This is a genomic window from Enterococcus sp. AZ071, assembly GCF_050499065.1.
Lineage (GTDB): Bacteria > Bacillota > Bacilli > Lactobacillales > Enterococcaceae > Enterococcus_A > Enterococcus_A ferrettii.
Window position 1 is genome coordinate 246,684 of record NZ_JBIPAS010000001.1, and the last position, 24,633, is coordinate 271,316.

Below are 24,633 nucleotides of genomic sequence, written 5' to 3' on the forward strand. Positions count from 1 at the left end.
ATATGAGTTTTAAGAAAAAAGATAATCAACATTACTATAATCCAATGCGTCGGGCGATCCTGAATCATCAAATGATTGAGGCTGGTGACAAGGTAGCTGTCGGTATGAGCGGCGGCAAGGATAGTACCTCTTTGTTTTATTTATTGGATCAAATTCGTCGTCAAGGTCGGCTGGACTTTGACTTCGAATTGGTTCCAATTTGTTTGGATATGGGATTTGAGGGGTGCGACATTTCTCCTTTAAAAGAATTTGTAGAAAAATTGGGCTATCAGTTAGAGATTGTTCCCACCAATATTGCTAAGGTAGTTTTCGATATCAGGCAAGAACGCTCGCCATGTTCTTTGTGTGCCAAATTACGTCGAGGTATTCTTTATAATCGTGCCAAGGAGCTAGGTTGCAAAAAAGTAGCTTTAGGCCACCATTTGGACGATGCCATTGAAACGTATTTCATGAATTTTCTTTTTCATGGTCGGTTGAACAGCTTTGAGCCAAAAAGCTATCTAACTAAAACGGGTGTGACTTTAATTCGTCCGTTGATTTATATTGAAGAAAAGCAGATTATACGTTTTGTTACGCGGGAAGAATTACCAGTTGTGTTCAATCCTTGTCCAGTAGATAAACAAACGAAACGGGAAGAAATGAAACACTTAGTTACAACACTTTCTCAAGACTATCGTGACATCCGTGAAAAGTTTATTATGGGAATGGAACAGGGAACGGAACAAGATTTTTGGACAAAAAGTTTGGATGAAAGCCTTTTATCTTAAAAGAATCCTTTGCGACCGATTGAATTCTAGTATTTCCTCATGGTATAATTCTTCTTGTATTATTCATGAGGGAGTAACTAGCAGCTGAAGCTGTGGCAACGCCACCAGCAAGAAAGAAATTTCTGGTGTTGTCTTAAATAGTGAGACTTATGTATGTTCTTTAAGCATACACAAGTCTATTTTTTTTCCTTTTTCTTAGGAAGTAGAGTAGACTTGGTGGTGCAGAATAACAAAGGAGGAAGAACATGTCAGAGGAGAAAAAGCAACAATTATCGCATTCTTTTTATGCTGAAGAAACTGAAACAGTTTTAGAAAAGATGCAGTCAACACAGGAAGGTCTGTCTTCAAGTGAGGCGCAAAAAAGAATCAATGAATTTGGCCCCAATGAACTAGATGAAGGTGAAAAAAAGAGCATGATTGCTCGCTTCTTCGAACAGTTTAAAGACATGATGATTATTGTGTTGATATTCGCGGCGATTATTTCAGCCGTGGTTTCCCATGAAGTCGTGGATTCAATCATTATTTTAGCAGTTGTCATTATTAATGCGGTTATGGGTGTGCTGCAAGAATCTAAGGCTGAACAAGCGATTGAAGCATTGCGGGAAATGTCTACTCCTAATGCCAATGTGTTGCGAGATAATCATGTAAAATCAATTAAATCAACAGAATTAGTACCTGGCGACATCGTAATGCTGGAGGCTGGTGATGTAGTTCCTGCTGATTTGCGTTTATTAGAAGCTGCTTCATTAAAGATTGAGGAAGCAGCGTTGACTGGGGAATCTGTTCCAGTGGAAAAAGAAATGGTTGTCATTGATGAGCAGGATGTAGGTATTGGTGACCGAGTAAACATGGCTTTTTCGAATAGTAATGTTACTTATGGACGAGGTCGGGGCGTTGTCGTTAGCACCGGTATGAGTACTGAGGTTGGTAAGATTGCTGGGATGCTTGCTCAAGCAGATGAAACTGAAACACCATTGAAAAACAATCTGAATCAGCTGGGTAAATTCTTGACGATTGCAATTATTGTAATTGCTGCAATTATGTTTGTAGTTGGTATTGCAATTAACGGAACTTCTTGGGATGAAATGTTCTTAACATCGATTTCTCTAGCTGTAGCGGCTATACCAGAAGGCTTGCCAGCGATTGTAACAATTATTCTGGCTTTAGGTACTCAAGTTATGGCGAAGCGTAATTCTGTCATCCGTAAATTACCAGCAGTTGAAACACTGGGTTCTACGGATATCATTGCTTCAGATAAAACGGGAACCCTGACATTAAACCAAATGACGGTTGAAAAGCTTTACGTGAACAATCAGCAAATTGGTGCCAAAGAAGAGATACCAAATGATTTAATGGCAGTAAAAGTCATGAACTTTGCCAATGATACAAAATTCAGTCAAGAAGGCGGCTTGATTGGTGATCCAACAGAAACGGCTTTAGTACAATTTGGACTTGATAAAGGCTTTGATGTACGTCAGGAAGTACAAAAAGAGACCCGGGTGGCTGAACTGCCTTTTGATTCAGATCGCAAGCTTATGAGTACTATCCATGAACAAGCTGACGGTAAATACTTGGTGGCAGTTAAGGGTGCACCAGATGTTTTATTGAACCGTACAAATAAAGTTTTATTAGATGACACTGTTGTTCCGATGACTGACAAAGAAAAAAGTGATATTTTAGCTAATAATACCGATATGGCACAACAAGCTCTACGTGTTTTAGGAATGGCCTATAAAATAGTAGATGCGATTCCAGCAGAAATGGAATCAGAAATTGTTGAGAATGATCTGATTTTTGCCGGACTTGTGGGAATGATTGATCCTGAACGGGCAGAAGCAGCTGAAGCAGTACGTGTAGCCAAAGAAGCGGGCGTTCGTCCAATTATGATTACTGGAGATCATAAAGACACGGCAGAAGCAATTGCGGTTCGTTTAGGTATCGTTGATAAAGGAGACGATGATGCAGTATTAACCGGCGCTCAGCTTAACGAGATGAGTGACGAGGAATTTGCTCAAAAAGTTTCTGAGTACTCTGTATACGCTCGTGTTTCTCCTGAACATAAAGTACGTATTGTAAAGGCTTGGCAAAAAGAAGGTAAAGTTGTTGCCATGACAGGTGACGGAGTGAATGATGCTCCTGCTTTGAAGCAAGCAGATATTGGTATTGGAATGGGTATCACAGGTACTGAAGTATCTAAGGGTGCTTCTGATATGGTATTAGCTGATGACAACTTTGCGACAATTGTTGTTGCTGTTGAAGAAGGTCGTAAGGTCTTTTCTAATATCCAAAAATCAGTTCAATATCTATTAGCTGCTAACTTAGGTGAAGTGCTGACACTATTCTTAGCTACATTATTTGGCTGGGATACTTTATTGCCAATTCACTTATTATGGATCAACTTAGTAACAGATACTTTCCCAGCGATTGCTCTAGGCATGGAGCCTGCTGAGAAAGATTTAATGTCCCATAAACCGCGTGGTCGAAACTCTAATCTTTTCTCAGGCGGTGTATTATCTAGTATTATCTACCAAGGTATTCTAGAGGGAGCTACAGTGTTGTTTGTTTATTGGTCAGCCATTCAATGGCCTGTTCATAGCACGTACGATGCGATTCATTCAGATGCCTTAACGATGGCTTTTGCTACTTTAGGTTTAATGCAGTTGTTCCATGCTTTTAACGTAAAATCAGTTCATCAATCGATTTTCAAGGTGGGACCGTTCCGCAATCGTACGTTCAACTGGGCGATTTTGCTGTCCTTTGCTTTAATGATGGTAATCATCATTGTTCCTGGATTAAATGATGTATTCCGGGTAGCCCATCTCGATTTATATCAATGGGGAATTGTTTTAGGCGCATCCTTTGCGATTATTCCAATTGTAGAAATTGTGAAGTTCTTTCAACGCAAAGCGATGAATTAAGGTATAATAGTTAATAGAAAGCTGTCGCTTCTGCGGCAGCTTTTTCAAAGAATTCATTTGTAAGAGGAGAGATAGTATGCGTCCGAACGTAGGATTTTATGCACGTGAAATCAACGAAATCATAAAAAATACTGAAGAGATGGGTGAAAAGCTTCATCCAAACTATGAAAAAATTCGTAAGGCAATTGATCAGAAAAAAGAACTTGATCCTAAGAAAGTTTCTGAAATTCATGAACTATTTTTGGAAGGGACTGAATTTTATCAATTGAACCTTAAAAAAATTCAATTGTTGAAGCCACCTGCAAAAGTAATGGGAAATCACAAAAGTTTTGAAAAAGCCTATGTAGATTATGTAGCAGGCTGTAAAGAAATGACAGATAGTTTAGTGCCTGAAATCAACGTTAAGGCCTTTAATGCTGCCGAGCAGAAGCAGGATTTTGCGACAGATACGATCTATAAAACGATCCAAAAAATTACGAACCTTTTACTAAAATAAGAAAAATGGGTAATAAAACGAGTGTTTTCTAATTTTAATATAACTACATTTTAAATACAGAAGAGGCTGTTTAGGTTATATTATATTCATAACCTAAACAACCTTTTCTTTTCATTACGTAAGTATTTTCTCCTTAAAATATTTACTCCTTTTCCACCGATCCCCAGTCGGTGGTTTTTTTTGTGTTTGAAAAAAAGCCATGGAAACTGATCAATCAATTTTCCACGGCTTTTTCATTAGTTTTCTATATTGCGTACGTAGTTTTCAAAGTAATCATTTAAATCGTTTTTTAGCTTTTGGTAATCTTCTTCGGAATATTCTTTGTCTTCGACTTTTCCAGTGAATCGTGGGATCTTCAAGTCTTTACTAAGACGTTCCAAAACTTCTTCTTTAGTCATCATTTAAACTCCATTCTAGTCAAAGTAGACACAAACACATTCGGGAGCATAGATATCCTTTTGCAGCAATTCTAAAAGTCCTGTTTCTGGATCACGGCGATATAGAGTCAGATTGTCAGTATTTTGATTACCACAGACAAGATATTGATTTTCTTGATCTAAATTAAAATCACGAGGTCCGTCACCTTCAGTAGAAATGAATTGAATAGCTTCCAGTGTTTGACCATCTTCGGAGATACTGTAAACCGCAATAGAATTATGCCCTCGATTTGAAGCGTACAAGAACTTTCCATCGTTTGAAATGCGAATAGCTGCACCAGCACTTTCGCCATAAAAGCCTTCAGGCAAGGTAGAAAGTGTTTGAAGAGCCTTAAAACTACCGTCTCCACGATTATAAGCTAGAACAGTAACCGTATTATCCAGTTCACCAAAAAGATAAGCTAAATCCTTCTCAGGATGAAAAACAATGTGGCGCGGGCCGCTGCCAGTTTGGCTAATATAAGTAGATAGTTCAGTTAATTGACCTTCTTGATCAACGTCATAGGTATAAACGCGATCAGTACCTAGGTCACATACTACTAAACGTTTATCTGGTGTTAAATCAGTATAATGAACATGAGCTGTATTTTGGTTTTTATGAGGACCGGTTTCTTCATCGTGGAAAACAGAAGCAGCTGCAGTCAGAGAACCATCTTTTTCAATACGATAAACGTTAACCTCTCCTTTATGATAATTGGCTCCGTAAAGTAATTGACGATCTTCGTCTACCCCGACATAACATAACGGTGCACCGTCTTCAGTTACAGCATTTAGGAAGTTAATTTGCTTGTCATAGCTGGAGGCTCCACCCTTTTCGTCTCTGGTCGTTACGGAATAGAGATTACCTGCTTGGCTCTTTGTTAGATAAGTAGGACTGACTTCTTCGGTTACGAGTTTTAAATTATCTAGCGTTTCCTTTTGCGTATCCAGCTGAATTTGATAAATGCCTTCGCTTTTATTTCGAGTATAAGTTCCTAAAAGAATTGTTTTAATCATAGTGTCCTCCTTTATTTGATGTCTATATTTTACCAGTATGTAAGGGACTTGGATAGCTACAAGTTTATGATATAATTAAAAAAGAAACTAGAAAAGAGCGTGAATGATGACAAAAACAGAGATTATTCAAATTGGAGAACAAGCAATCAATGAAGAACCCCTTCTGATTCTTTTTGGGGAATCCGTTACACCTGAACTGGCGATCCATTCGATCGTTCAGCGTAAGGAAGAAGGCCAATCCATTGATTTAAACGTTGGCAGTGAAATTCGCTTTGGGGATCAAGTATACCATGTAACAGCACTTGGACATTTAGCCAATCAAAACTTAAACGAAATTGGTCATGCGACTTTATTCTTTAAGAAAAGTGAGAACGAAAGTGCGAATGGTATATATTTGGAACCAGAAGTTTTACCAAATATTGAAGCAGGAATGGAAATTAGCTTCTTGTAGGAGTGAATAGTTTGGATAAAAAGAAATTTTCAGAAAAAACTTCTTGGTTTTGGAAGTGGTTTTTAAATAATCAAGTAGTAGTCGGCTTGGTTGTTGTCTTGCTCTTACTTTTGATTTTGCTGGTGTTTACCAAAGTTTCCTACTTATTTGAACCCGTCGGACAGTTTTTTGCTATTGTGGGATTGCCGATGGTGTTAGCGGGGATTCTTTTTTATTTGATGAATCCAGTTGTGAACTATTTAGAAAAAAAGGGTATAAAAAGACAATACGGTATTATCCTGCTGTTCATTTTTGTTCTACTCTTGTTGATCTGGGGAATTGTGGTAATTGTGCCTGAGATTAGAGAGCAGATCCAATCTCTGGTTAAAAGTTTCCCTGGCTACATTAATACAATTGGTGAAAAGGCGGATCAGCTTTTCAAAGATCCTTCTTTCCGCTCAGTTCAGGATTACATTGAGAATAGTGCACAAAAGATATTAGAGTCAATTACTGACTTGACTCAAAATCTTTCCCGGGTTACTTTGCAGGGATTAGGCAGCGTAGTATCTGTAGTAACTAACATCGTAATTGCCTTGTTTACAGCACCGATCATTTTGTTCTTTTTATTAAAAGACGGCAAGCGTTTGGGACCTTATTTGGTTTCCTTTCTGCCTAACAGAATGCGCCGTCCGACGTATCATGTACTGAGCGAAATGAATCAACAGTTGGCTTCTTATATTCGTGGACAGCTGACAGTTGCTTTTGCAGTAGCAGTAATGTTTATGATCGGGTTTTCTATCGTTGGATTGAATTATGGCATTCTATTAGGGGTGTTAGCAGGTTTTCTAAATCTGATTCCTTATTTAGGATCGTTCTTGGCTATGGTTCCTGTTATATTCATTGCCATTGTTACCGGACCAGTTATGCTGGTAAAAGTAATTATTGTATTTGCGATTGAACAGACAATTGAAGGTAGAATCGTTTCGCCTTTAGTTTTGGGGAGTCAGTTGGAAATTCATCCGGTAACGATTATGTTTGTCTTGCTAACAGCTGGGAAGATTTTTGGATTGGCAGGGATTATTTTAGGGATTCCGTTTTATGCAGTAGCTAAAGTTATTGCGACACATGTTTTTGAATGGTATAAGAGTGTTTCAACGCTATACAAAGATGAAGAAGCGGTAGAAGAACCTGCTGATTCTTAAGAAAAAAGGTCACTAGAGCCACTCCTAAGAGTTGGTTCTAATGACCTTTTTTATTTCAACCAGCCTTCAGCTGAGAATTATTAAAAGTTTTTAGCAATTTCAACGGCTTTTTCTTTTGCTGCATCAACTATAGCAGTCCGTTGATTAGGATCATAATCTGCTCCTTCGATATAAACAGATGAGAAATCAGTAATTCCAACAAATTTCAGCATTTCTCTTACATACATTGCTGAAAAATCTTTCCCATCATAAACACCGCCACTTGATTGGATATGCATTGCCTTTTTACCTTCTGTTAATCCAACAGGGCCTTCAACTGTATATTTAAAGGTTTTGCCTGCTACATTGACAGTATCAAACCATGCTTTTAAACGAGTTGGAATATTCAAGTTCCATAATGCGTTAGCAATAACAATTTTGTCGCTAGCTAGAAATTGTTCAGTAAAATCATTGAATAAACGAACCTTTTCTTGTTGATCAGAACTTAAATCAGTGAATTCCTTGCCTTGACTCAATTCCTTCCAGGCTATTAATAAATCTTGATCGATTTCTGGTAAATTTACTTGGAATAAATCAACAATCTCAACAACGTCCTCCGGATGTTTTGATTGATAAGTTGAAATAAATGCATCTAACACAGTAAGTGTTTGTGAATCATCGTTTGTGAGCGGGTGCGCTTTCACAACTAATACTTTTGCCATTAATATACTCCCTTTCTTTCAGTGTATCTTAATACTATCGGAAAACTTCAAAATTCTCAATTTATTTGCTTACAAAAAGTACTAATAAAATGTAATACACCTGAAATATCTTATAGAACAGATATTTCAGGTGTATTAGTGTTTTTTTAACTTGCTAGATAGTGACAAAAAGCAGTTGCTCCACCAATAACATTGACCACATGATAGCCTCTTTTTTCCAAGAAGCTGGTCATAGTATCTGAATCATCACCAAATTGGCTGAACAGATAATAAGTTTTTGCTTTATCCAATTCAGTAAATTGATTTACTAATTGTGTTAAAGGAATCCTTTCAACCCGAGTAAAACTTGTTAAATCCGTTGTATCATAAATAGTTGGATCTCTGAGATCAAGGATATGGACGTTCTGCTTATTTGCGAGTGCTAAAAATTCTTGGATCGTAATTGAGTGATTCATATTAACACCTCTACTTTATTTAATATAATTTCCGATAGTAATATAGATATCATGTGAAAACAAGTACTATTAGAAACTTCTTTAAATAGAATAAGCATCTTTAAATAAAGATTCACAATTTCGACAAATATGACAGTTAAAACGAAAAAATGATACAAAAAAAGAACCAGAAAGACTCTGGTTCTAAATACTCATGACAGTTCTGATTGGTTAATCGTCCAACGAGAGAAAGGTGTACCTGGCAAAATCAGCAAAACAAACATGATAATTGGTCCCAAAATAGGAATGATATAAAGCAAAATCCACCAGTTGCTTTTGTTAGTGTCATGCAACCTTCTTGCACGGACAGTAAAGTTTGCTAACCAAATTAGAAACGAAAGAACTAAAAAGATCAATACACGGATATTTAATTCTTTGACTGATTCGGTTGTAAAATCATAATATCTTGTCAGGTTGGTTAACCAGCTATACAAGAATAAAACTAAATAGTTGGCTAGTTGTGGCCACCAGTATTGGCTTCGTGTAGCACGGGCGTTCATAACAGTAATGTTTTTCCAATATTCTTTGTAGGCTTGAATCATCGTTCTCACTCCTCATCATTAGTCTCTCTTTAAACAAAAAATTAGTCAAATGATTGGCTTATAATACGGAAATCTGGAAATGACTCTAATATTTAGATACAAACGTTAAATGGTTTTTATTCATCTAATGTGCTTTATGACTTTTTCAATGATTTTGTTCAAGAGCCAATGAGTAAAAAGGTTTTGCGCGAATCAGTAAGATAGTCATTTTTTTAAGGGCACGACTTGATTGATCATAGAAGGGGAGCAACTTTTGAGTAATCCTCCTTTTTGAGAGGCTATCACTTGCGGTATTTACGTGCTATAGGTAAAATTAATATGAATATGGAGGGATTAATAAAATGGGGAAATTCAATTTGGGTGATCTGGCACTTAAAACCATTGCGGTTAGAGTGAAAGATCGTGATTTGATGATTCATTTTTACCGGGATATTATAGGATTTCATTTATTGCGGGAAGAAAATGAATTAGCAATTTTAGGCTATAAGGAGCCAATGACAGAATTACTTTGGTTAGAAGAAAGTCCACGAGCAAATGATCATAAAGGTGAAATAAAAAAAATGCAGCGCTTTTCATTGGCAGTGCCCAATGAAGAAGAGTTGGCCAATGTGGTGTATCGTGCAAGAAAAAATGATTACCTGATTAATGACGCTTTAAAGACAGAAAAAGAAAAAGGTATTCTATTAACAGATCCAGAAGGAAATGAGATCGAAGTTTTTTATGCGCCAGATGAAAAAAGCTCAACTGAGCAAGCAAATAGTTTCAATTTGGACGCATTAGCAGCAAAATCGACAGAAAAAGAAAAGATTCATCAATCTTATTTTGGTCGTGTCCATTTAAACGTAAGCGATTTAGGAAAAGAAGAAGCTTTTTTATCTGACATTTTAGGGTTAAAGGTTCAGGAAGAAGCTGGGCATTTAAGAGTATTAGATCGTGGAGATTTTCATGTTGGCTTAACGCAAGCCAGTGGTGGGACGATTGATGAACCTACAGACAAAGTCTTGGGCTTAGATTTCTTGCAATTTATCATTACGGAAGATGATCTGCTAGCGCTTGTAGAACATTTAAATGAAAATGACAAAGAATTCTTTGTGGACCAGAAACAATCATTGATTACCATTTACGACTCAGTTGGCATCGAATGGTGGTTCGTTTTAAAATAGTAAGTTTGCCGCGTGGAAACGCGGTTTTTTTGATAGGAGAAAGCAATGTATCCTGAGACAACCAAAAAAATTAAAGAAAAAATGAAGTTAAAAGCATTCCCCGGGGCCGTTTATTCCTTTATTGAGGGGGAAGAGAGCAGCACCTCGACAATCGGATTGGCTCAAATTGAGCCTGTTTGTCGGCCGATGAAAGAAAATGCGGTGTTTGATGTAGCCTCATTAACCAAGGTTATCTGTACAACGACTATGATGTTAAAGTTATGGGAGCAAGGGGAATTTGAATGGGATCAAACACTGCAGTCTTTACTACCGTCTTTTCAAGATCCGCACATTACATTGAGACATTTGTTAACCCATACCTCAGACATTCAAACGTATATTCCCAACCGTGATCAATTGAATGCTCAAGAATTACGGGTTTCTTACCTGACTTTACGATCTGGAGAAAACCTTGGGAAGCAAGTAAAATATACGGATGCTGGGACAATTCTTTTAGGATTTCTCTTGGAGCACTTGTATCAAGAAAATGTAGTGGACATTTTTCAAAAAGAAATATTGAAACCACTGGCTATGGAGAACAGCTATTTCTTACCTGAAGTCATCGATGATCGATTTGTACCCACTGAAAAAATTGCTGCCGATAAAATACTTCAAGGTGTAACCCACGATCCTAAGGCTAGGGTTTTGGCAGAGCATGCTGGAAATGCGGGTTTGTTCACTAATATGGAAGATTTGAAGAAATTTACCCAAATGTATTTGAATTTTGGCAGTGTTAACGGTAAGATTTACTTGCACGAAAGTACCATCACTTTTTTATTGTCTGACCGAACTCCATCAGGTAAAAAAGAGCGAAGTATTGGTTGGGATTTAAAAGCTAGTCCTTTGGATCAGCAGCCGCTACTTTTTCATACAGGCTATACGGGGACATTTATGTTGATTGATCCGTTGAAGCAATCTGCTTTTCTCTTTTTATCTAATCGGGTACATCCGCAAGACTATCGAAGTGAATACTTACGTCATCGAGATGATATATTAGCAACTTATTTAGCAGAACGTGCAGGACTATACCAAAAATAGAGGAGTAATTGATGTGGAACCATTATTTTTAAAACCTGTGTTTCAAGAAAAAATTTGGGGAGGCAATCAGCTTCATACGGTTTTCGGTTTTGATTTACCGAACAACAGTATTGGTGAGGATTGGGCAATTAGTGGCCATCCCCATGGAGTAAGTGTTGTAGAAAACGGCCCGTATGAAGGTTGGAAATTAGATAAACTGTGGGCAGAACACCGTGAGTTGTTCGGGAATTCTTCGGGAGAGGTATTTCCTTTGTTGACTAAAATTTTGGATGCTGAAGATGATTTGTCTGTACAGGTTCATCCTGATGATGCTTATGGATTAAAGCATGAGGGTGAATTAGGGAAAACTGAATGTTGGTACATTATTGATGCTAAACCAGGTGCTGAAATTGTGTATGGTCATAATGCTAAAACCCGTCAAGAATTAGCTGAATGGATCAAAGAAGGTCAATTTGAACGTTTATTACGTCGGGTACCAGTGAAAAAAGGAGACTTTTTCTACGTGCCTAGTGGAACGATTCATGCGATTGGTCGCGGGATTATGATTCTGGAAACACAACAAAGCTCCGATACTACTTATCGTGTTTATGACTATGATCGAAAGGATGACCATGGTAAAAAGCGTGAATTGCACATTCAACAATCAATTGATGTCACTACAGTTCCCGCAATTAGCCCTGAACTACAAGTTAAAGAGGATAAGCACGGCAATTCTTCGATCATCAATTATTTGGAGACAGAATTCTTCAATGTGTATGAATGGGATGTTGCAGGCCACCTTTCAGTAGCTAAGAAAGGTTTATATACTTTAATGACAGTGGTAGAGGGATATGGCAATTTAATCATTGATGAACAAAGCTATGAGTTACAGCCAGGAACTAGTTGTATCCTTCCATCAGCCATTCAAAAGTGGGCGTTAGAAGGCGAGTTAAAAGTTATCGCTTCTACACCTGGTAAATAGAAAAACAGCTTGATCCGTGAGATTGTGGATCAAGCTGTTTTTTATTCTGAAGGAAGCTCAGGAAGAACTACCGTTTCGCCGTACTTATTTTTTAAAGCAGTATGTAAAAGTCTTACTGCTAAAGCTTTATTACGAGAAAGAATCGGTCCGTGGAAGTAAGTACCATAAACATTTTTGTAAATGACTCCTTCACCTTCATCTTCACCGTTATTCCCTTGACCCTGCACAACTTTGCCTAAAGGGCGTTCACCTTCACCTAAGAACGTTCGGCCATTATGGTTTTCAAAGCCATAGTAGGTTTCATCGAATTCTTCATTATGAATAATAATGTCCCCGATAAAACGATTATTATCCTGACTTAATGTATAATGATCCAGTGCACCTATTCCGTCAATTTTTTCACCATTGGCACCGATATAATAATGGCCGAGTAATTGATATCCTCCACAAACAGCCAAAATAACTCCATCGTTTTCAATATATTCAGTTAGTGCTTCTTTCTTTTCTTGAATGTCTTTAGAGACAATCACTTGTTCATAGTCTTGACCACCACCGATAAAGACTAAATCATATTTTTGAAAGTCAAAGCTTTGATGGATGCTGACAATTTCTGTGGTTAATTCAATACCCATTTGTTTAGCATAATACTGAAGCATCAATAAATTACCATTATCACCATAAGTGTTCAAAAGATTTCCGTATAAATGTGCCATTGTTAATTGATAATTAGCCACGATCCATTCCTCCATCGATATAGCCTTTTTGCGCTAGTTCCTTACGCAATTGTAATACAGCAGTATAAGTAGCTAAAATGTAAACATGTTCTGTTGGAACGGTTTTAATTGCTTCAATTACATCAGAAAGATTTTCCTTTTCTGATAAGCGTTCTGGTGGAATACCTGCAACCTTTAATCGAAGTGCCATATCTTTGTGACGATCGCCACCAGCAATTACTACGGGAATATTCATATTTGCGAAAGCTTCGTGATTACCATCCCAAATCCAACTGACGTCAATGCCATCAGCATAGTTAGCATTTAGTAGAGAAACTAATGAGAACGGATAAGGGGCTAAGCCTATCATATCGATCACCTGATTTAAACCAACCGGATTTTTGACTAAAACTAGCGTACATTTTTTGCCGTTAATTGAAAATTCTTCTTGGCGACCAAAGACTTTTTCATCATAGCCCAAGCCTTGTCTAATCTTTTCGGGAGCAACACTGAAATGTTCTGCTACAGCGGTTGCGGCTAGCGCATTGTAAACATTGTACATTCCGCCAACTTCAATCTTGTATTCCTGATCATCAATGACAAAGCTTGAAGAAGTATTGTCCATATCTAACATCTTAGTTAGTTTGTAGTCTAGCTCGGGACGATGGAAACCGCAGTTAGGACAGAAATATTTTCCTAGATTTGCGTAGGTAATCATTTGATAGCGTAAGATATGTTGGCATCTTGGGCACAATAGTCCATCTGTATTATAATGCGCTTCTTGTTCCTCATCAGGTAAATGATCAAACCCATAATACTTTCTTGGATTTACAGTATCCAGTGAATTAAATATAGGCGAATCACCGTTACAAATAATTGGTGCATTCGGAGATTTTGCGGCTCCTTCAACAATCATTTTGTAGGTAGTATAAATTTCCCCATAACGGTCCATTTGATCACGGAAAATATTTGTGAACAAGAACAATTCAGGTTTAATATATTCGGTTACTTTACTTAAGCTGGCTTCATCAATTTCAAGGACCGCAAATTTCTTAGACCCTTTTTTTCCTTTGGCTTGAAGGAAAGTAGAGACAATTCCTTGAGCCATGTTTGCGCCAGTAGGATTAGTCAATACTTGATCAAATTCTTGTTTTAAAATATTAACTGTTAATGCCGTTGTTAAGGTTTTTCCATTGGTACCAGTCACTACGACAACGCTGTAGTCTTTTGCTAATGTATCTAAAATATGTGGATCCAACTTTAAGGCCAATTGACCTGGATAACTTGAACCGCCTTTAAAAAATGTTTTTAATACCCACTGGGAGGTCTTGCCGGCCGCAATTGCCAGATGACTTCGTAACCCCATTGTACATCCTCCATGTCTTTGAACAAATTTAGTTTATCTTATCATACTTGAAAAAAAAGTTTAAATAGCTTTTCTTATTCTTAACTTTTCTACAAAAAAGGCAGGAGCAAGCTCCTACCCAATAATAATCTTTTCTTCTGGATATTCATACCCTAAGTCACGAGTTTCTTTTGGAACAAATAACAATAAAGTGTACAGCATACCGATCCGTCCAATGAACATCAAGATAGCAATCATAATCTTTCCGGTTGCCGATAAATCATCAGTGATGCCTAAGGAAAGACCTGTCGTTCCGAATGCCGAAGTTACTTCTACAATAATGGAAATTAAGGAGTGTTCTTCTGTGGCTGTCAGAAACAAAATACTGAAAAAGCACATTCCCATGGAAAGCATGAAGACCACCACCGATTTCCGAACATCATTTTGAGGAATTCGTCGATTGAAAATATTGATATCTTCTTCATTTTTCAAGAATGAGTATAGATACAATCCAATAATAGCAATCGTTGTGGTTCGAATTCCGCCGCCGACTGAGCTGGGAGAAGCACCAATAAACATCAACATAGAGAAAATGATTAGGGTAGTGTTCTGAAACTGATTCAAATCGTGAATCTGTAAACCCGCATTTCGGGTAGTCATGGAATAGAAGGCAGAGTTCAACCACTGATCGCCAAAAGAGAGCTGACCAAAGCTGTGATTTTTTTCCAGCAGCCAAATAATGATTGTTCCACCAACAAATAAAATGATAAATGCCAAAAGTGCAATTTTGGAAAACAAACTAAATCGGAAAGGAATCTTTGAGCTTGAACGACGGTGATTAATCCAGCCATGAAAGTCCATCAATACTGGAAAACCAATTCCGCCAATAAAAATAAGGAACATAATGACAATTAAGAATAAATGGTCATTTGCTAACGGGATAATTGAGTATCCTGTAACATCAAATCCAGAATTAGTTACGGCAGAGATGGATTGATAAAATCCATAAAAGATGGCTTCACTAATTTTCGTATAATAGCCCATCATATAAAAATAGACAGAAAAAAGGGTACCAAAAATCAATTCTGTACATAAAATCATGGTCAAGGTAATTTTGATTAACAAAACTACTCCGCTTAAGCGCGGCTGATTCATGTCAGTCATAATCAATTGCCGCTGTTTCAGAGAGATTCTCCGTTTGGAGACAATAAAAAAGAAGGTACTAATCATCATAATACCCAGTCCACCTACGTGGAATAAGACCTCCAGCATGACCACGCCAGCTTCATTAAACACAGAATTAATATCGAAAGTAGTCAGGCCGGTGACTGAGACAGTCGAAATAGCCATAAATACCATATCCAAAAATGGGACATGGGCATCAGGCAACCGAAAAACGGGTAAATAGAAAAGAAGTAAAGACAACAGGGTCATGATCAAATAGTAGAAAACAATAATTTGAATCGATGAGAACCGATTGTCCAATTTGCGTAAACTTCGTTTTAAAAAGTTTAGTCGACGTGAAAAATTCATGGGGACAATTGACTCCTTCTATCAATAATTATCACTAGTATATCATGCTTGCAAATAGAAGAAAGAAGAATTCCTCAGTTCTTAGATGAAGGATCAATTTCTTTACTAAAATGCCAAAAATCACGAAAAATTTCTTCTTCTTTTAGAGAATAAGGAGAGAATAGAAATTATGACTGTAAAAAATACTGCTTTTCAGCTATAATACGATAGGAATGAAGTGAAAGGTGACAAGAGATGGCACAGCTTTTTTTTAAATACGGCGCAATGAACAGTGGGAAGACCATAGAGATTTTAAAGGTTGCTCACAATTATGAAGAACAAAATAAACCGGTTGTATTGATGACCAGTGGATTGGATACACGGGACGGTGTCGGCATGATTGCTAGCCGAATTGGCCTAAAGCGTCCAGCAACTCCGATTTTTACTGAAACCAATGTTTATCAATACATTAAGGAATTGGACTATAAACCTTACTGTATTTTAGTTGATGAATCACAGTTTTTGCAAAAGCACCATGTATTGGAATTTGCTCAAGTTGTTGATGAATTGGGGATACCGGTAATGGCTTTTGGGCTAAAAAATGATTTTCGAAATGAATTGTTCGAAGGCTCGAAGTATTTATTATTGTATGCAGATAAATTAGAAGAATTAAAAACGATTTGCTGGTTCTGTCACAAAAAAGCCACAATGAATTTGCATTTTATTGATGGCAAACCAGTTTACGAAGGTGATCAAGTGCAGATTGGCGGCAATGAGGCTTATTATCCAGTTTGCCGCAATCACTACCTGCACCCGGAAATTAAGGAGGAAGAATAGATGTACGATCAGTTACAGAGCATGGAAGATCGTTATGAGGAGCTTGGGGAATTATTAAGTGATCCTGAGGTTGTTACAGATACCCAACGTTTTATGAAGCTTTCTAAAGAGGAAGCAAGTATTCGTGAAACAGTTGAAACTTACCGTCGCTACAAAAAAGTAATCGAGGGAATCAGCGAAGCAGAAGAACTACTGGGCGAAAACTTAGAAGCCGATATGGCTGAGATGGCAAAAGAAGAACTGTCTGAGCTAAAGAAAGAAAAAGAAGTTTTAGAAGAAGATATTAAAATTTTACTGCTGCCTAAGGATCCAAATGATGACAAAAATATCATCATGGAAATTCGTGGAGCAGCTGGTGGCGATGAAGCAGCCCTTTTCGCTGGTGATTTGTTCAATATGTACCAGCGCTATGCAGAAGCACAAGGCTGGAAAACTGAAGTAATGGATGCCAATGTTACTGGTATCGGTGGTTACAAAGAAGTAATTATGATGATTACCGGGGACAATGTCTTCTCTAAATTGAAATATGAAAGTGGCGCTCACCGTGTACAACGGGTACCTTCAACTGAATCACAAGGACGGATTCATACATCTACAGCGACCGTTGTTGTTATGCCAGAAGCAGAAGAAGTTGAAATTGACATTGCTGAAAAAGACATTCGCACAGATATTTACCACGCTTCTGGTGCCGGTGGACAGCACGTCAATAAGACAGCTTCAGCTGTACGTCTAACCCATATTCCAACAGGCGTAGTTGTAGCAATGCAAGACGAACGCTCACAGCTGAAAAACCGTGAAAAGGCGATGAAAGTCTTGCGTGCGCGGGTATACGATAAAATTTCACAGGAAGCACAATCTGAATATGATGCAAGTCGTAAATCAGCAGTGGGTACTGGAGATCGTTCTGAACGTATCCGGACCTATAATTTTCCACAGAACCGGGTAACGGATCACCGGATTGGCTTGACTATTCAAAAGTTAGACCAAATCTTAACCGGAAAGCTTGATGAAATCATTGATGCATTGATCCTATATGATCAAACGAAGAAACTGGAAGAGATGCAAAATGGTTAAAACCTACGTAGAAGTCCTATCAAGGGCTTCTTCTTTTTTAGAAGAGTCCGGCTTAGAAGGTTATGCTATCGAATATCTTTTCTTGGAGCGTAAAGGCTGGAGCAAAACGCAGTGGCTTTTGCATATGCGAGAAGCAATCTCTGCTGAAGAAGAGATGCTTATTCAGGCGGATACTCGGTTGCTGCTTGACCATGTTCCTGCTCAATATATCTTAGGTTACAGTGATTTTTTAGGCCATCGATTCAAAGTGACCAAGAATACCTTGATTCCCCGACCGGAAACCGAAGAGCTAGTCATGCTATGTCTAGAACGAAATCGGCAGCGAGACAATTTGAAAATAGTAGATATTGGTACTGGAACTGGGGCTATTGCAATTAGTTTGAAGCTGGCAAGACCAGATTGGCAGGTTCGAGCTGTTGATATATCTGAAGAAGCATTAAATACGGCTAAAGAAAATGCGGATCATCTAGGAGCGAATATCGTATATGAGAGAAGTGATGTTCTATCGGCGATAGATGAACCTCAAGACATAATAATCAGTAACCCACCCTATATTGGTCAGTCTGAATGGTCATTGATGGATGAAAGTGTTCGAACCTACGAGCCTAAAAAAGCATTATTTGCTGAGAATGATGGTCTGGCCATCTATCAAAAAATTGCTGAAGAAGCTCCGATAGTTTTAAAACCGGAGGGAATGCTGTTAATGGAAATTGGATTTAAACAAGGACCGGTGGTAAAAGAAATGATGCAAAAGGCTTTTCCAAGTAAGCTGGTTGAGGTAAAAAAAGATTTAGCAAGGAATGATCGGATAGTCGTTGTTTCTTAAAGGAAGATCATGTGGAAAAAAATTTTTTTAAAAGGATAATTCATAAAAAAACACTGATTTACCAAGTAATCGAGCAGCCGAAAAGTTATCAACAGAGTTATACACACTTGACAAAACTCATTTCCACAGTTCGTGGATAGTCATAATAGAACGCTTGATAGAGTAGGAAAAAAGAAAAAGGGAGCTGTGGATAAACTGTGGAAACAAAAATATTTCAATCAGAAGAATTGGACTATGCAGCAAAACTGTTGAAGAACGGGGCATTAGTAGCTTTTCCAACAGAAACGGTCTATGGATTGGGAGCTGATGCGCTTTTGCCGGAATCTGTCAAGCAGGTATTTCAGGTCAAGGGACGTCCCAGTGATAATCCTTTGATTGTTCATGTTGCTGATTTTGAGATGACAAAACCATTTGTGGAAAAGTATCATCCTCTGACCGAAAAAATTGTACAGTATTTTTGGCCAGGTCCATTAACTTTAATTTTTCCAATTAAAAAAAACAGTCTGAGTCCTATAGTAACTGGCGGTTTATCCACAGCTGCCTTTCGAATGCCCGACAATAAAAAAACACTCGAATTGATCCAAAAGACTGAAGCACCACTGGTGGGGCCTAGTGCAAATACCTCTGGTAAACCTAGTCCTACAACTGCAGAGCATGTTTTTCATGACCTAAAAGGGAAAATAGCTGGGATTTTAGATGACGGTGCAACACAAATTGGTGTGGAATCCACCGTATTGGACTTAAGTGGAGAAACCCCAGTCATTTTACGTCCAGGAGCTGTTACCAAAGAAAAATTGGAGAAAGTGCTCCAAACAAAAATATTCCTAGATAAACATCTAGTCAAGGAAAGCGAGACGCCTAAGGCACCGGGCATGAAGTATAAACACTATGCGCCAGATACTCCAGTCTTAATGGTTAAAGACGAAGATTGGGACCAAGCAATTAAATGGGGACAGAAAAATCGAAAAAGAATGGCATTACTGGCAGGACCCTCAATTGCAGCTAAATATCAGGTTGCTGACCGTTATGTATTCATGGATGATACTGTTGAAGCAGCAACTCACGGGTTATATAGTGGGTTGCGGGCGCTAGATGAAGCTGATGGCAGTGATGTGATTTTGGCTCAGGTTTTTACGGAAAACGAATTAGGTGCAGCATATATGAATCGGCTGAAAAAAGCCGCTGCTCAAAATTATTTTGACAAAAATTAGCCAAAACATTCGATTATGTAGTAATCTTTTCGTATACTAGATACAACAATCAGGAAAGGTGAGGATGGATTTGAATTATCAAGCATTAGATCCCGATTTATGGGAAGCCATAGAGAAAGAAACGCAAAGGCAGCAAAACAATTTGGAGCTGATTGCTTCTGAGAACATTGTTTCTGGAGCGGTTCGTGCAGCACAAGGCAGTATTTTAACGAATAAGTATGCAGAAGGTTATCCTGGACGTCGATATTACGGAGGCTGCGAATTTGTTGATATCGTGGAAAATCTAGCGATTGATCGAGCTAAAGAGTTATTTGGAGCAAAATTTGCTAATGTTCAACCACATTCTGGTTCACAGGCGAATCAAGCTGCTTACCTTTCATTGATCGAAGCTGGTGATACTGTTTTGGGAATGGATTTGGCAGCTGGCGGACACTTAACACATGGCTCTCCTGTAAACTTTAGCGGGAAAACTTATCATTTTGTTGCTTATGGCGTCGATCCATCAACTGAAGTTATTGATTATGAAGTTGTGCGTATTTTAGCGCGTAAACATCAGCCTAAACTGATTATTGCAGGTGCAAGTGCTTATAGCCGGACGATTGATTTTGCTCGTTTTCGTGAAATTGCCGACGAGGTAGGAGCAAAATTAATGGTTGATATGGCGCATATTGCTGGTCTAGTAGCTGCTGGATTGCATCCAAGTCCTGTTCCTTATGCTGACGTGGTAACGACGACGACACACAAAACTTTACGCGGTCCAAGAGGCGGATTGATTTTGACCAATGATGAAGATTTGGCTAAAAAAATCAATAGTGCAGTCTTCCCTGGTATTCAAGGTGGACCATTAGAACACGTAATAGCTGCTAAAGCGATTGCTTTGAAAGAAGCTATGTCAGATGATTTCAAAGACTATTCAAAACAAGTTTTGGAAAATATTCAAGCGATGGTGAAGGTCTTTAACCAGGCACCAGAAAGTCGTGTAATTTCTGGTGGCAGTGATAACCATCTAATTTTAGTAGATGTTACTGAGTTTGAAATGACTGGTAAAGAGGCAGAACACTTGCTGGATTCGGTTCATATTACTGTTAATAAAAACTCGATTCCATTCGAAACGAAGAGTCCTTTCCAAACAAGTGGTATTCGTATCGGCACACCGGCCATTACCAGCCGTGGATTCAAAGAAGAGGATGTAAAGAAAATTGCTGAGCTCATTGTTGAAACCTTGCGTTCAAAAGGTGACGAAAGCCGTTTGGATGCAGTAAAAGCAGCTGTTTTGGAGTTAACTGATAAACATCCAATTATTGACTAGCATTATGACTAGTTTTTAAGCAAAGATTACCTTATAATAAGAGTAAATTATAGATGAGGAGCTATTCATTATGGGAAAGTTTCAAGTAATTGATCATCCATTAATTCAACACAAATTGACTATTATCCGGGACAAGGAATGTGGAACAAAGGTATTTCGTGAGGTAGTTGGTGAAATTGCCAATTTAATGGCTTATGAAGTATCACGCGATATGCCTTTAGAGGATATTGAAATTGAAACACCAATTGAAAAATCAGTTCAAAAAACATTGTCAGGTAAAAAAGTAGCCATTGTTCCGATTCTGCGTGCTGGAATTGGGATGGTTGATGGAATTCTAGAATTGATTCCTGCTGCTAAAGTTGGCCATATCGGTATGTTTCGTGATGAAGAAACATTGGAGCCTCATGAATATTTCTTCAAAATGCCTGATGATATTGACAGTCGTCAATTATTTATTGTTGACCCAATGCTGGCAACTGGCGGGTCAGCCATCATGGCGATTGATTCTTTGAAAAAACGTGGAGCTTCAAATATGAAGTTTGTTTGTTTAGTAGCAGCTCCAGAAGGTGTGAAAGCATTGCAAGAAGCGCATCCTGATGTGGATATTTATACTGCTTCCTTAGACGATCATTTAAACGAACACGGCTATATCGTTCCTGGTTTGGGCGATGCGGGTGACAGGTTATTTGGCACTAAATAAAAAAATTCAGTGATCCTTTAAGGATCACTGAATTTTTTTCATTTGTTTATAGTTAATTACTACAACCCCATTGGAGTGATTGATTAATTCACCGTTTTTGGCATTTTCATCTAACTCCACTACAGCAGCGTTTTTTAGCTGCTTTGTAATAACACCCGTTTGAGGTTGATTGCGAATAGTGAACATTACGTGTGTCTCAACAGGAAAATCTTTTCCTGCTTCTGAAGGGTCAATCTGCGTTATCATTTTACCAAATGTTGCCATGTAAAAAATTCCCCCTTTTCTTGTACCCCTTAATTATACCACTTTTTTTAGAAATTTTCATGTAACCGCTTTTCGAAGAAGTTTGGGCTTTACATTTTGTTAAAAGTTTTCTATAATTTCAGTTGTATTCATTGAGCCAGCTTAGCTCAGTTGGTAGAGCAGCGCACTCGTAACGCGCAGGTCACAGGTTCGATCCCTGCAGCTGGCATATGCGGAAAACGCCGTCATATTAGTCTTTTCGCTTGAATAATGACGACGATTTTCTATGGTTTTTCACAAAAGAATAAATAGTTGTTGCGTAATTGCTTCAATCAAAATTAGTCGATAATCCTTTTTACAGGGTTATCGACTTTGTTTACGCCATTGTTTAACTAATTAGAGAGGACTTTACTAATGAAAGTGATGCTAAGTAAACCGGCTATTTATCGATTAGTTATTTTGGCCTATATGATTGCTATGACCGTTTTTGCTAATCCATTTTCATTTATGTCTTTAAATATTTTTTTAGCATGGCTGCCAATTGAATTTGGCAATTTAGTAATACGTATGCATACAAAATGGAAATATGTTTTTGGAGGCTTTTGGCTCCTATTTTTTCCCAACATCCCTTATTTGTTGACTGATTTGCTGCACTTAGAAGTACTAAATATCTATCAAAGTGGAGGCTTATTTCAAAATATTCCTAAGGATTGGCTGCTGTTTCTTTTGTTAGTTGTGCCGATCTTAATTATGGTCACTGTGGGTATGAGTCAGGCTATACAGGTGATAAACCAATTATCAAACAGTAAAAAATATTTTTGGTTTTATCTGACTATTTTAGCAGCTTTGACGGCACTTGCTATTTACATCGGACGATTTGACCGTATCCATTCTATAGATTTAATCATCCATCCCTTGTCGACATTGAATTTATTATTAGGGAACTGGGGAACAGGAAAGCTGCAATTTGTTCTTGTATTTATTATAATCCAGCTGGTGATTTGGCTATTACTGAAGGAAGTTATACAAAACAAAAAAGAAGACTAAATTTTTTACAAAGTCAGCTGAGCTGACTTTTATTTATGACAAGAAGCGTCTATAATAAGCAAGTATATTGTTGGAAAAGGGATGAGATATGGATACGCTAAAAAGAAATAAAGACAATCGTATTGATTACGGAGTTATCTTACCGGTTTTCCTACTTTGTCTAGTTGGTTTACTTTCCCTCTATGTGGCGTTGACACACGACCCGAGAGATCCAAATATTTTTCGCGGCATCGCTATGCAAGGTCTATGGTATGCATTGGGTGCTTTAGTAGTAGTAATTATTATGCATTTGGATGCAAAGTGGTTATGGCGGATAACGCCGTTCTTGTATGTTATTGGTTTAGCAGTAATGTTGGCATTGCTGCGATATTTTGATCCAGAGTTGGCAAACTCAACTGGCTCAAAAAACTGGTTTAGAGTTGGTACAATGACCTTCCAGCCTTCTGAATTGATGAAAGTTGCCTATATTTTAATGATGGCACTGATTATTACTCAACACAATTTGAAAAACCACCTTCGTACATTGAAGACTGATCTTTTTTTAATCGGTAAGCTGTTCTTAGTCACCATTCCTGTACTAGTGCTAGTAATGATGCAAAAAGACTTCGGGACGATGCTGGTTTTCTTGGCGATTTTTGCAGGAATGTTTTTAATGTCCGGCATTTCTTGGTTGATTGTGGTTCCAAGTATTTTAATTGTAGCTGTGTTAGGAACGTCCATCATTTTATTAGTAACAACGGATTTTGGTCGAGAATTGTTGACGCATGTTGGATTCAAAAGCTATCAATTTGCCCGGATTGATTCCTGGTTGGATCCGTTTCATGATCCGCAGGGGCAAAGTTTTCAATTGGCTCATGCTCTGATGGCCATTGGCTCCGGTGGAATGTTTGGAACAGGCTACAATGTGAGCAACGTTTATGTGCCAGTTCGTGAATCGGATATGATTTTTAGTGTTATTGGCGAGAACTTTGGTTTTATTGGTGGAGCATTTGTGATTCTATTGTATTTCATATTGATTTATCGCATGATTCGTGTATGCTTTGATATGAATAATGAATTCTACGCTTATATCGCAACAGGTATTATTATGATGATTTTGTTCCACGTATTTGAAAATATTGGTGCGAATATAGGATTGCTGCCTTTAACAGGTATCCCGTTGCCGTTCATCAGCCAAGGAGGCTCATCTATTTTAGGGAATATGATGGGGATTGGTCTGATTTTGTCAATGCGCTATCAAACTGCGAAGAAGCTGGAAAATAGGAGGACTCGTCGTGTATAAGTTTTATGAATATGCTAAATGTTCAACTTGTAAGAAGGCCAAAGCATGGTTGACTCAGCAAGATGTTGATTTTGAAGTAATTGATTTGATTACGCAGACTCCTTCAGCGGAAGAACTTGAAGTTTTGATTGAAGCATCAGATTTGCCTTTACGTCGCTTTTTTAATACAAGTGGTATGAAATATCGTGAACTAAATCTTAAGGATCAAATAAATGACTTGACGATTCAAGAAGCAAGTCGTATATTGTCTAGCGACGGCATGTTGATCAAACGGCCGATGATTGTCAAAGACGGAAAGTTTTTGATTAATGGTTTCAATGAAGACGTATATGAAGGAGTATTTAAATAAA

General features: G+C 37.9%; 26 protein-coding genes and 1 tRNA gene. 18 read left to right on the forward strand and 9 right to left on the reverse strand.

What is annotated here, in order from left to right; all coding sequences use genetic code 11:
* Positions 1 to 2: 2 nt before the first annotated feature.
* The 3 genes from IGI49_RS01165 to IGI49_RS01175 all read left to right on the forward strand — a co-directional run bounded on the left by IGI49_RS01165 (position 3) and on the right by IGI49_RS01175 (position 4,181).
* The gene (locus tag IGI49_RS01165; RefSeq protein ID WP_429963108.1) at positions 3 to 767 is read left to right on the forward strand and encodes a tRNA 2-thiocytidine biosynthesis TtcA family protein; all 765 of its coding nucleotides are present in this window, start codon (positions 3 to 5) and stop codon (positions 765 to 767) included.
* A 245-nt stretch (positions 768 to 1,012) separates the two neighbouring features.
* Positions 1,013 to 3,685, forward strand: a complete 2,673-nt coding sequence (locus IGI49_RS01170; RefSeq protein ID WP_429963109.1) for a cation-translocating P-type ATPase — start codon at positions 1,013 to 1,015, stop codon at positions 3,683 to 3,685.
* A 76-nt stretch (positions 3,686 to 3,761) separates the two neighbouring features.
* The gene (locus tag IGI49_RS01175; RefSeq protein WP_207704362.1) at positions 3,762 to 4,181 is read left to right on the forward strand and encodes a hypothetical protein; all 420 of its coding nucleotides are present in this window, start codon (positions 3,762 to 3,764) and stop codon (positions 4,179 to 4,181) included.
* Positions 4,182 to 4,417: 236 nt separating this feature from the next.
* Here IGI49_RS01175 and IGI49_RS01180 read toward each other — a convergent pair whose 3' ends face one another.
* Both IGI49_RS01180 and IGI49_RS01185 read right to left on the reverse strand, forming a co-directional pair.
* Complete coding sequence (locus tag IGI49_RS01180) at positions 4,418 to 4,579, reverse strand: hypothetical protein (protein ID WP_207704363.1); 162 nt, start codon at positions 4,577 to 4,579, stop codon at positions 4,418 to 4,420.
* Between the two features lie 15 nt (positions 4,580 to 4,594).
* Entirely contained in the window at positions 4,595 to 5,614 is a 1,020-nt protein-coding gene (locus tag IGI49_RS01185) for a lactonase family protein (RefSeq protein WP_429963110.1), read from the reverse strand.
* Between the two features lie 106 nt (positions 5,615 to 5,720).
* On the opposite strand from IGI49_RS01185, the gene IGI49_RS01190 reads away from it, so the two are divergent.
* A complete protein-coding gene (locus IGI49_RS01190; RefSeq protein ID WP_207704365.1) occupies positions 5,721 to 6,065 on the forward strand; it encodes a PTS glucitol/sorbitol transporter subunit IIA in 345 nt (114 codons plus the stop codon).
* An 11-nt stretch (positions 6,066 to 6,076) separates the two neighbouring features.
* Entirely contained in the window at positions 6,077 to 7,246 is a 1,170-nt protein-coding gene (locus IGI49_RS01195; protein WP_429963111.1) for an AI-2E family transporter, read from the forward strand.
* Between the two features lie 80 nt (positions 7,247 to 7,326).
* Here the strand turns inward: IGI49_RS01195 and IGI49_RS01200 are convergent, their stop codons facing one another.
* The 3 genes from IGI49_RS01200 to IGI49_RS01210 all read right to left on the reverse strand — a co-directional run bounded on the left by IGI49_RS01200 (position 7,327) and on the right by IGI49_RS01210 (position 8,983).
* Positions 7,327 to 7,947: an FMN-dependent NADH-azoreductase gene (locus tag IGI49_RS01200; protein ID WP_207704367.1), complete on the reverse strand. Its 621-nt coding sequence runs from the start codon at positions 7,945 to 7,947 to the stop codon at positions 7,327 to 7,329.
* 146 nt (positions 7,948 to 8,093) lie between these two features.
* Positions 8,094 to 8,402, reverse strand: a complete 309-nt coding sequence (locus IGI49_RS01205; protein ID WP_429963112.1) for a rhodanese-like domain-containing protein — start codon at positions 8,400 to 8,402, stop codon at positions 8,094 to 8,096.
* Positions 8,403 to 8,593: 191 nt separating this feature from the next.
* The gene (locus IGI49_RS01210) at positions 8,594 to 8,983 is read right to left on the reverse strand and encodes a DUF805 domain-containing protein (protein ID WP_207704369.1); all 390 of its coding nucleotides are present in this window, start codon (positions 8,981 to 8,983) and stop codon (positions 8,594 to 8,596) included.
* A gap of 341 nt (positions 8,984 to 9,324) precedes the next feature.
* Between IGI49_RS01210 and IGI49_RS01215 the strand changes: the two genes are divergently transcribed.
* From IGI49_RS01215 to manA, 3 genes are read left to right on the forward strand one after another with little or no spacing between them, the layout of a single operon-like run.
* Entirely contained in the window at positions 9,325 to 10,146 is an 822-nt protein-coding gene (locus tag IGI49_RS01215) for a VOC family protein (RefSeq protein ID WP_207704370.1), read from the forward strand.
* 45 nt (positions 10,147 to 10,191) lie between these two features.
* On the forward strand, positions 10,192 to 11,223 hold the full coding sequence (locus tag IGI49_RS01220) for a serine hydrolase domain-containing protein (RefSeq protein WP_429963113.1): 1,032 nt from the start codon (positions 10,192 to 10,194) through the stop codon (positions 11,221 to 11,223).
* A 13-nt stretch (positions 11,224 to 11,236) separates the two neighbouring features.
* Entirely contained in the window at positions 11,237 to 12,184 is a 948-nt protein-coding gene (gene manA, locus IGI49_RS01225) for a mannose-6-phosphate isomerase, class I (protein WP_207704372.1), read from the forward strand.
* Between the two features lie 41 nt (positions 12,185 to 12,225).
* Here the strand turns inward: manA and IGI49_RS01230 are convergent, their stop codons facing one another.
* From IGI49_RS01230 to IGI49_RS01240, 3 genes are all read right to left on the reverse strand, one after another.
* Positions 12,226 to 12,918, reverse strand: a complete 693-nt coding sequence (locus tag IGI49_RS01230) for a type 1 glutamine amidotransferase (protein ID WP_429963114.1) — start codon at positions 12,916 to 12,918, stop codon at positions 12,226 to 12,228.
* Positions 12,911 to 14,263 carry a MurT ligase domain-containing protein gene (locus tag IGI49_RS01235; RefSeq protein WP_429963115.1) on the reverse strand — a complete coding sequence of 451 codons (1,353 nt, stop codon included), beginning with the start codon at positions 14,261 to 14,263 and terminating at the stop codon, positions 12,911 to 12,913. The genes IGI49_RS01230 and IGI49_RS01235 overlap by 8 nt, the downstream gene beginning before the upstream one ends.
* Before the next feature lie 114 nt (positions 14,264 to 14,377).
* On the reverse strand, positions 14,378 to 15,775 hold the full coding sequence (locus IGI49_RS01240; protein ID WP_207704375.1) for a TrkH family potassium uptake protein: 1,398 nt from the start codon (positions 15,773 to 15,775) through the stop codon (positions 14,378 to 14,380).
* A 234-nt stretch (positions 15,776 to 16,009) separates the two neighbouring features.
* On the opposite strand from IGI49_RS01240, the gene IGI49_RS01245 reads away from it, so the two are divergent.
* From IGI49_RS01245 to upp, 6 genes are all read left to right on the forward strand, one after another.
* Complete coding sequence (locus tag IGI49_RS01245; protein ID WP_207704376.1) at positions 16,010 to 16,591, forward strand: thymidine kinase; 582 nt, start codon at positions 16,010 to 16,012, stop codon at positions 16,589 to 16,591.
* The gene (gene prfA / locus IGI49_RS01250; protein ID WP_207704377.1) at positions 16,592 to 17,665 is read left to right on the forward strand and encodes a peptide chain release factor 1; all 1,074 of its coding nucleotides are present in this window, start codon (positions 16,592 to 16,594) and stop codon (positions 17,663 to 17,665) included. It begins immediately after the preceding gene.
* Complete coding sequence (gene prmC / locus IGI49_RS01255) at positions 17,658 to 18,491, forward strand: peptide chain release factor N(5)-glutamine methyltransferase (RefSeq protein WP_429963116.1); 834 nt, start codon at positions 17,658 to 17,660, stop codon at positions 18,489 to 18,491. The genes prfA and prmC overlap by 8 nt, the downstream gene beginning before the upstream one ends.
* A gap of 197 nt (positions 18,492 to 18,688) precedes the next feature.
* Positions 18,689 to 19,702: an L-threonylcarbamoyladenylate synthase gene (locus IGI49_RS01260; protein WP_429963117.1), complete on the forward strand. Its 1,014-nt coding sequence runs from the start codon at positions 18,689 to 18,691 to the stop codon at positions 19,700 to 19,702.
* A 70-nt stretch (positions 19,703 to 19,772) separates the two neighbouring features.
* A complete protein-coding gene (glyA, locus tag IGI49_RS01265) occupies positions 19,773 to 21,011 on the forward strand; it encodes a serine hydroxymethyltransferase (RefSeq protein WP_429964950.1) in 1,239 nt (412 codons plus the stop codon).
* 70 nt (positions 21,012 to 21,081) lie between these two features.
* Positions 21,082 to 21,711 carry a uracil phosphoribosyltransferase gene (gene upp, locus IGI49_RS01270; RefSeq protein ID WP_207704381.1) on the forward strand — a complete coding sequence of 210 codons (630 nt, stop codon included), beginning with the start codon at positions 21,082 to 21,084 and terminating at the stop codon, positions 21,709 to 21,711.
* Positions 21,712 to 21,735: 24 nt separating this feature from the next.
* On the opposite strand, the gene IGI49_RS01275 is transcribed toward upp, so the two are convergent.
* Entirely contained in the window at positions 21,736 to 21,975 is a 240-nt protein-coding gene (locus tag IGI49_RS01275; protein WP_207704382.1) for a hypothetical protein, read from the reverse strand.
* A 135-nt stretch (positions 21,976 to 22,110) separates the two neighbouring features.
* On the opposite strand from IGI49_RS01275, the gene IGI49_RS01280 reads away from it, so the two are divergent.
* The 4 genes from IGI49_RS01280 (at position 22,111) to IGI49_RS01295 (ending at position 24,632) form a co-directional block, all read left to right on the forward strand.
* Positions 22,111 to 22,183: transfer RNA gene (locus IGI49_RS01280), tRNA-Thr, on the forward strand.
* 185 nt (positions 22,184 to 22,368) lie between these two features.
* Positions 22,369 to 23,001, forward strand: coding sequence for a DUF1361 domain-containing protein (locus IGI49_RS01285; protein ID WP_429963118.1), 633 nt, complete (start codon positions 22,369 to 22,371; stop codon positions 22,999 to 23,001).
* A gap of 88 nt (positions 23,002 to 23,089) precedes the next feature.
* A complete protein-coding gene (locus IGI49_RS01290; protein WP_429963119.1) occupies positions 23,090 to 24,283 on the forward strand; it encodes an FtsW/RodA/SpoVE family cell cycle protein in 1,194 nt (397 codons plus the stop codon).
* Complete coding sequence (locus IGI49_RS01295) at positions 24,276 to 24,632, forward strand: Spx/MgsR family RNA polymerase-binding regulatory protein (RefSeq protein ID WP_207704385.1); 357 nt, start codon at positions 24,276 to 24,278, stop codon at positions 24,630 to 24,632. Before IGI49_RS01290 ends, IGI49_RS01295 begins: the two co-directional genes overlap by 8 nt.
* Position 24,633 lies beyond the last annotated feature (1 nt).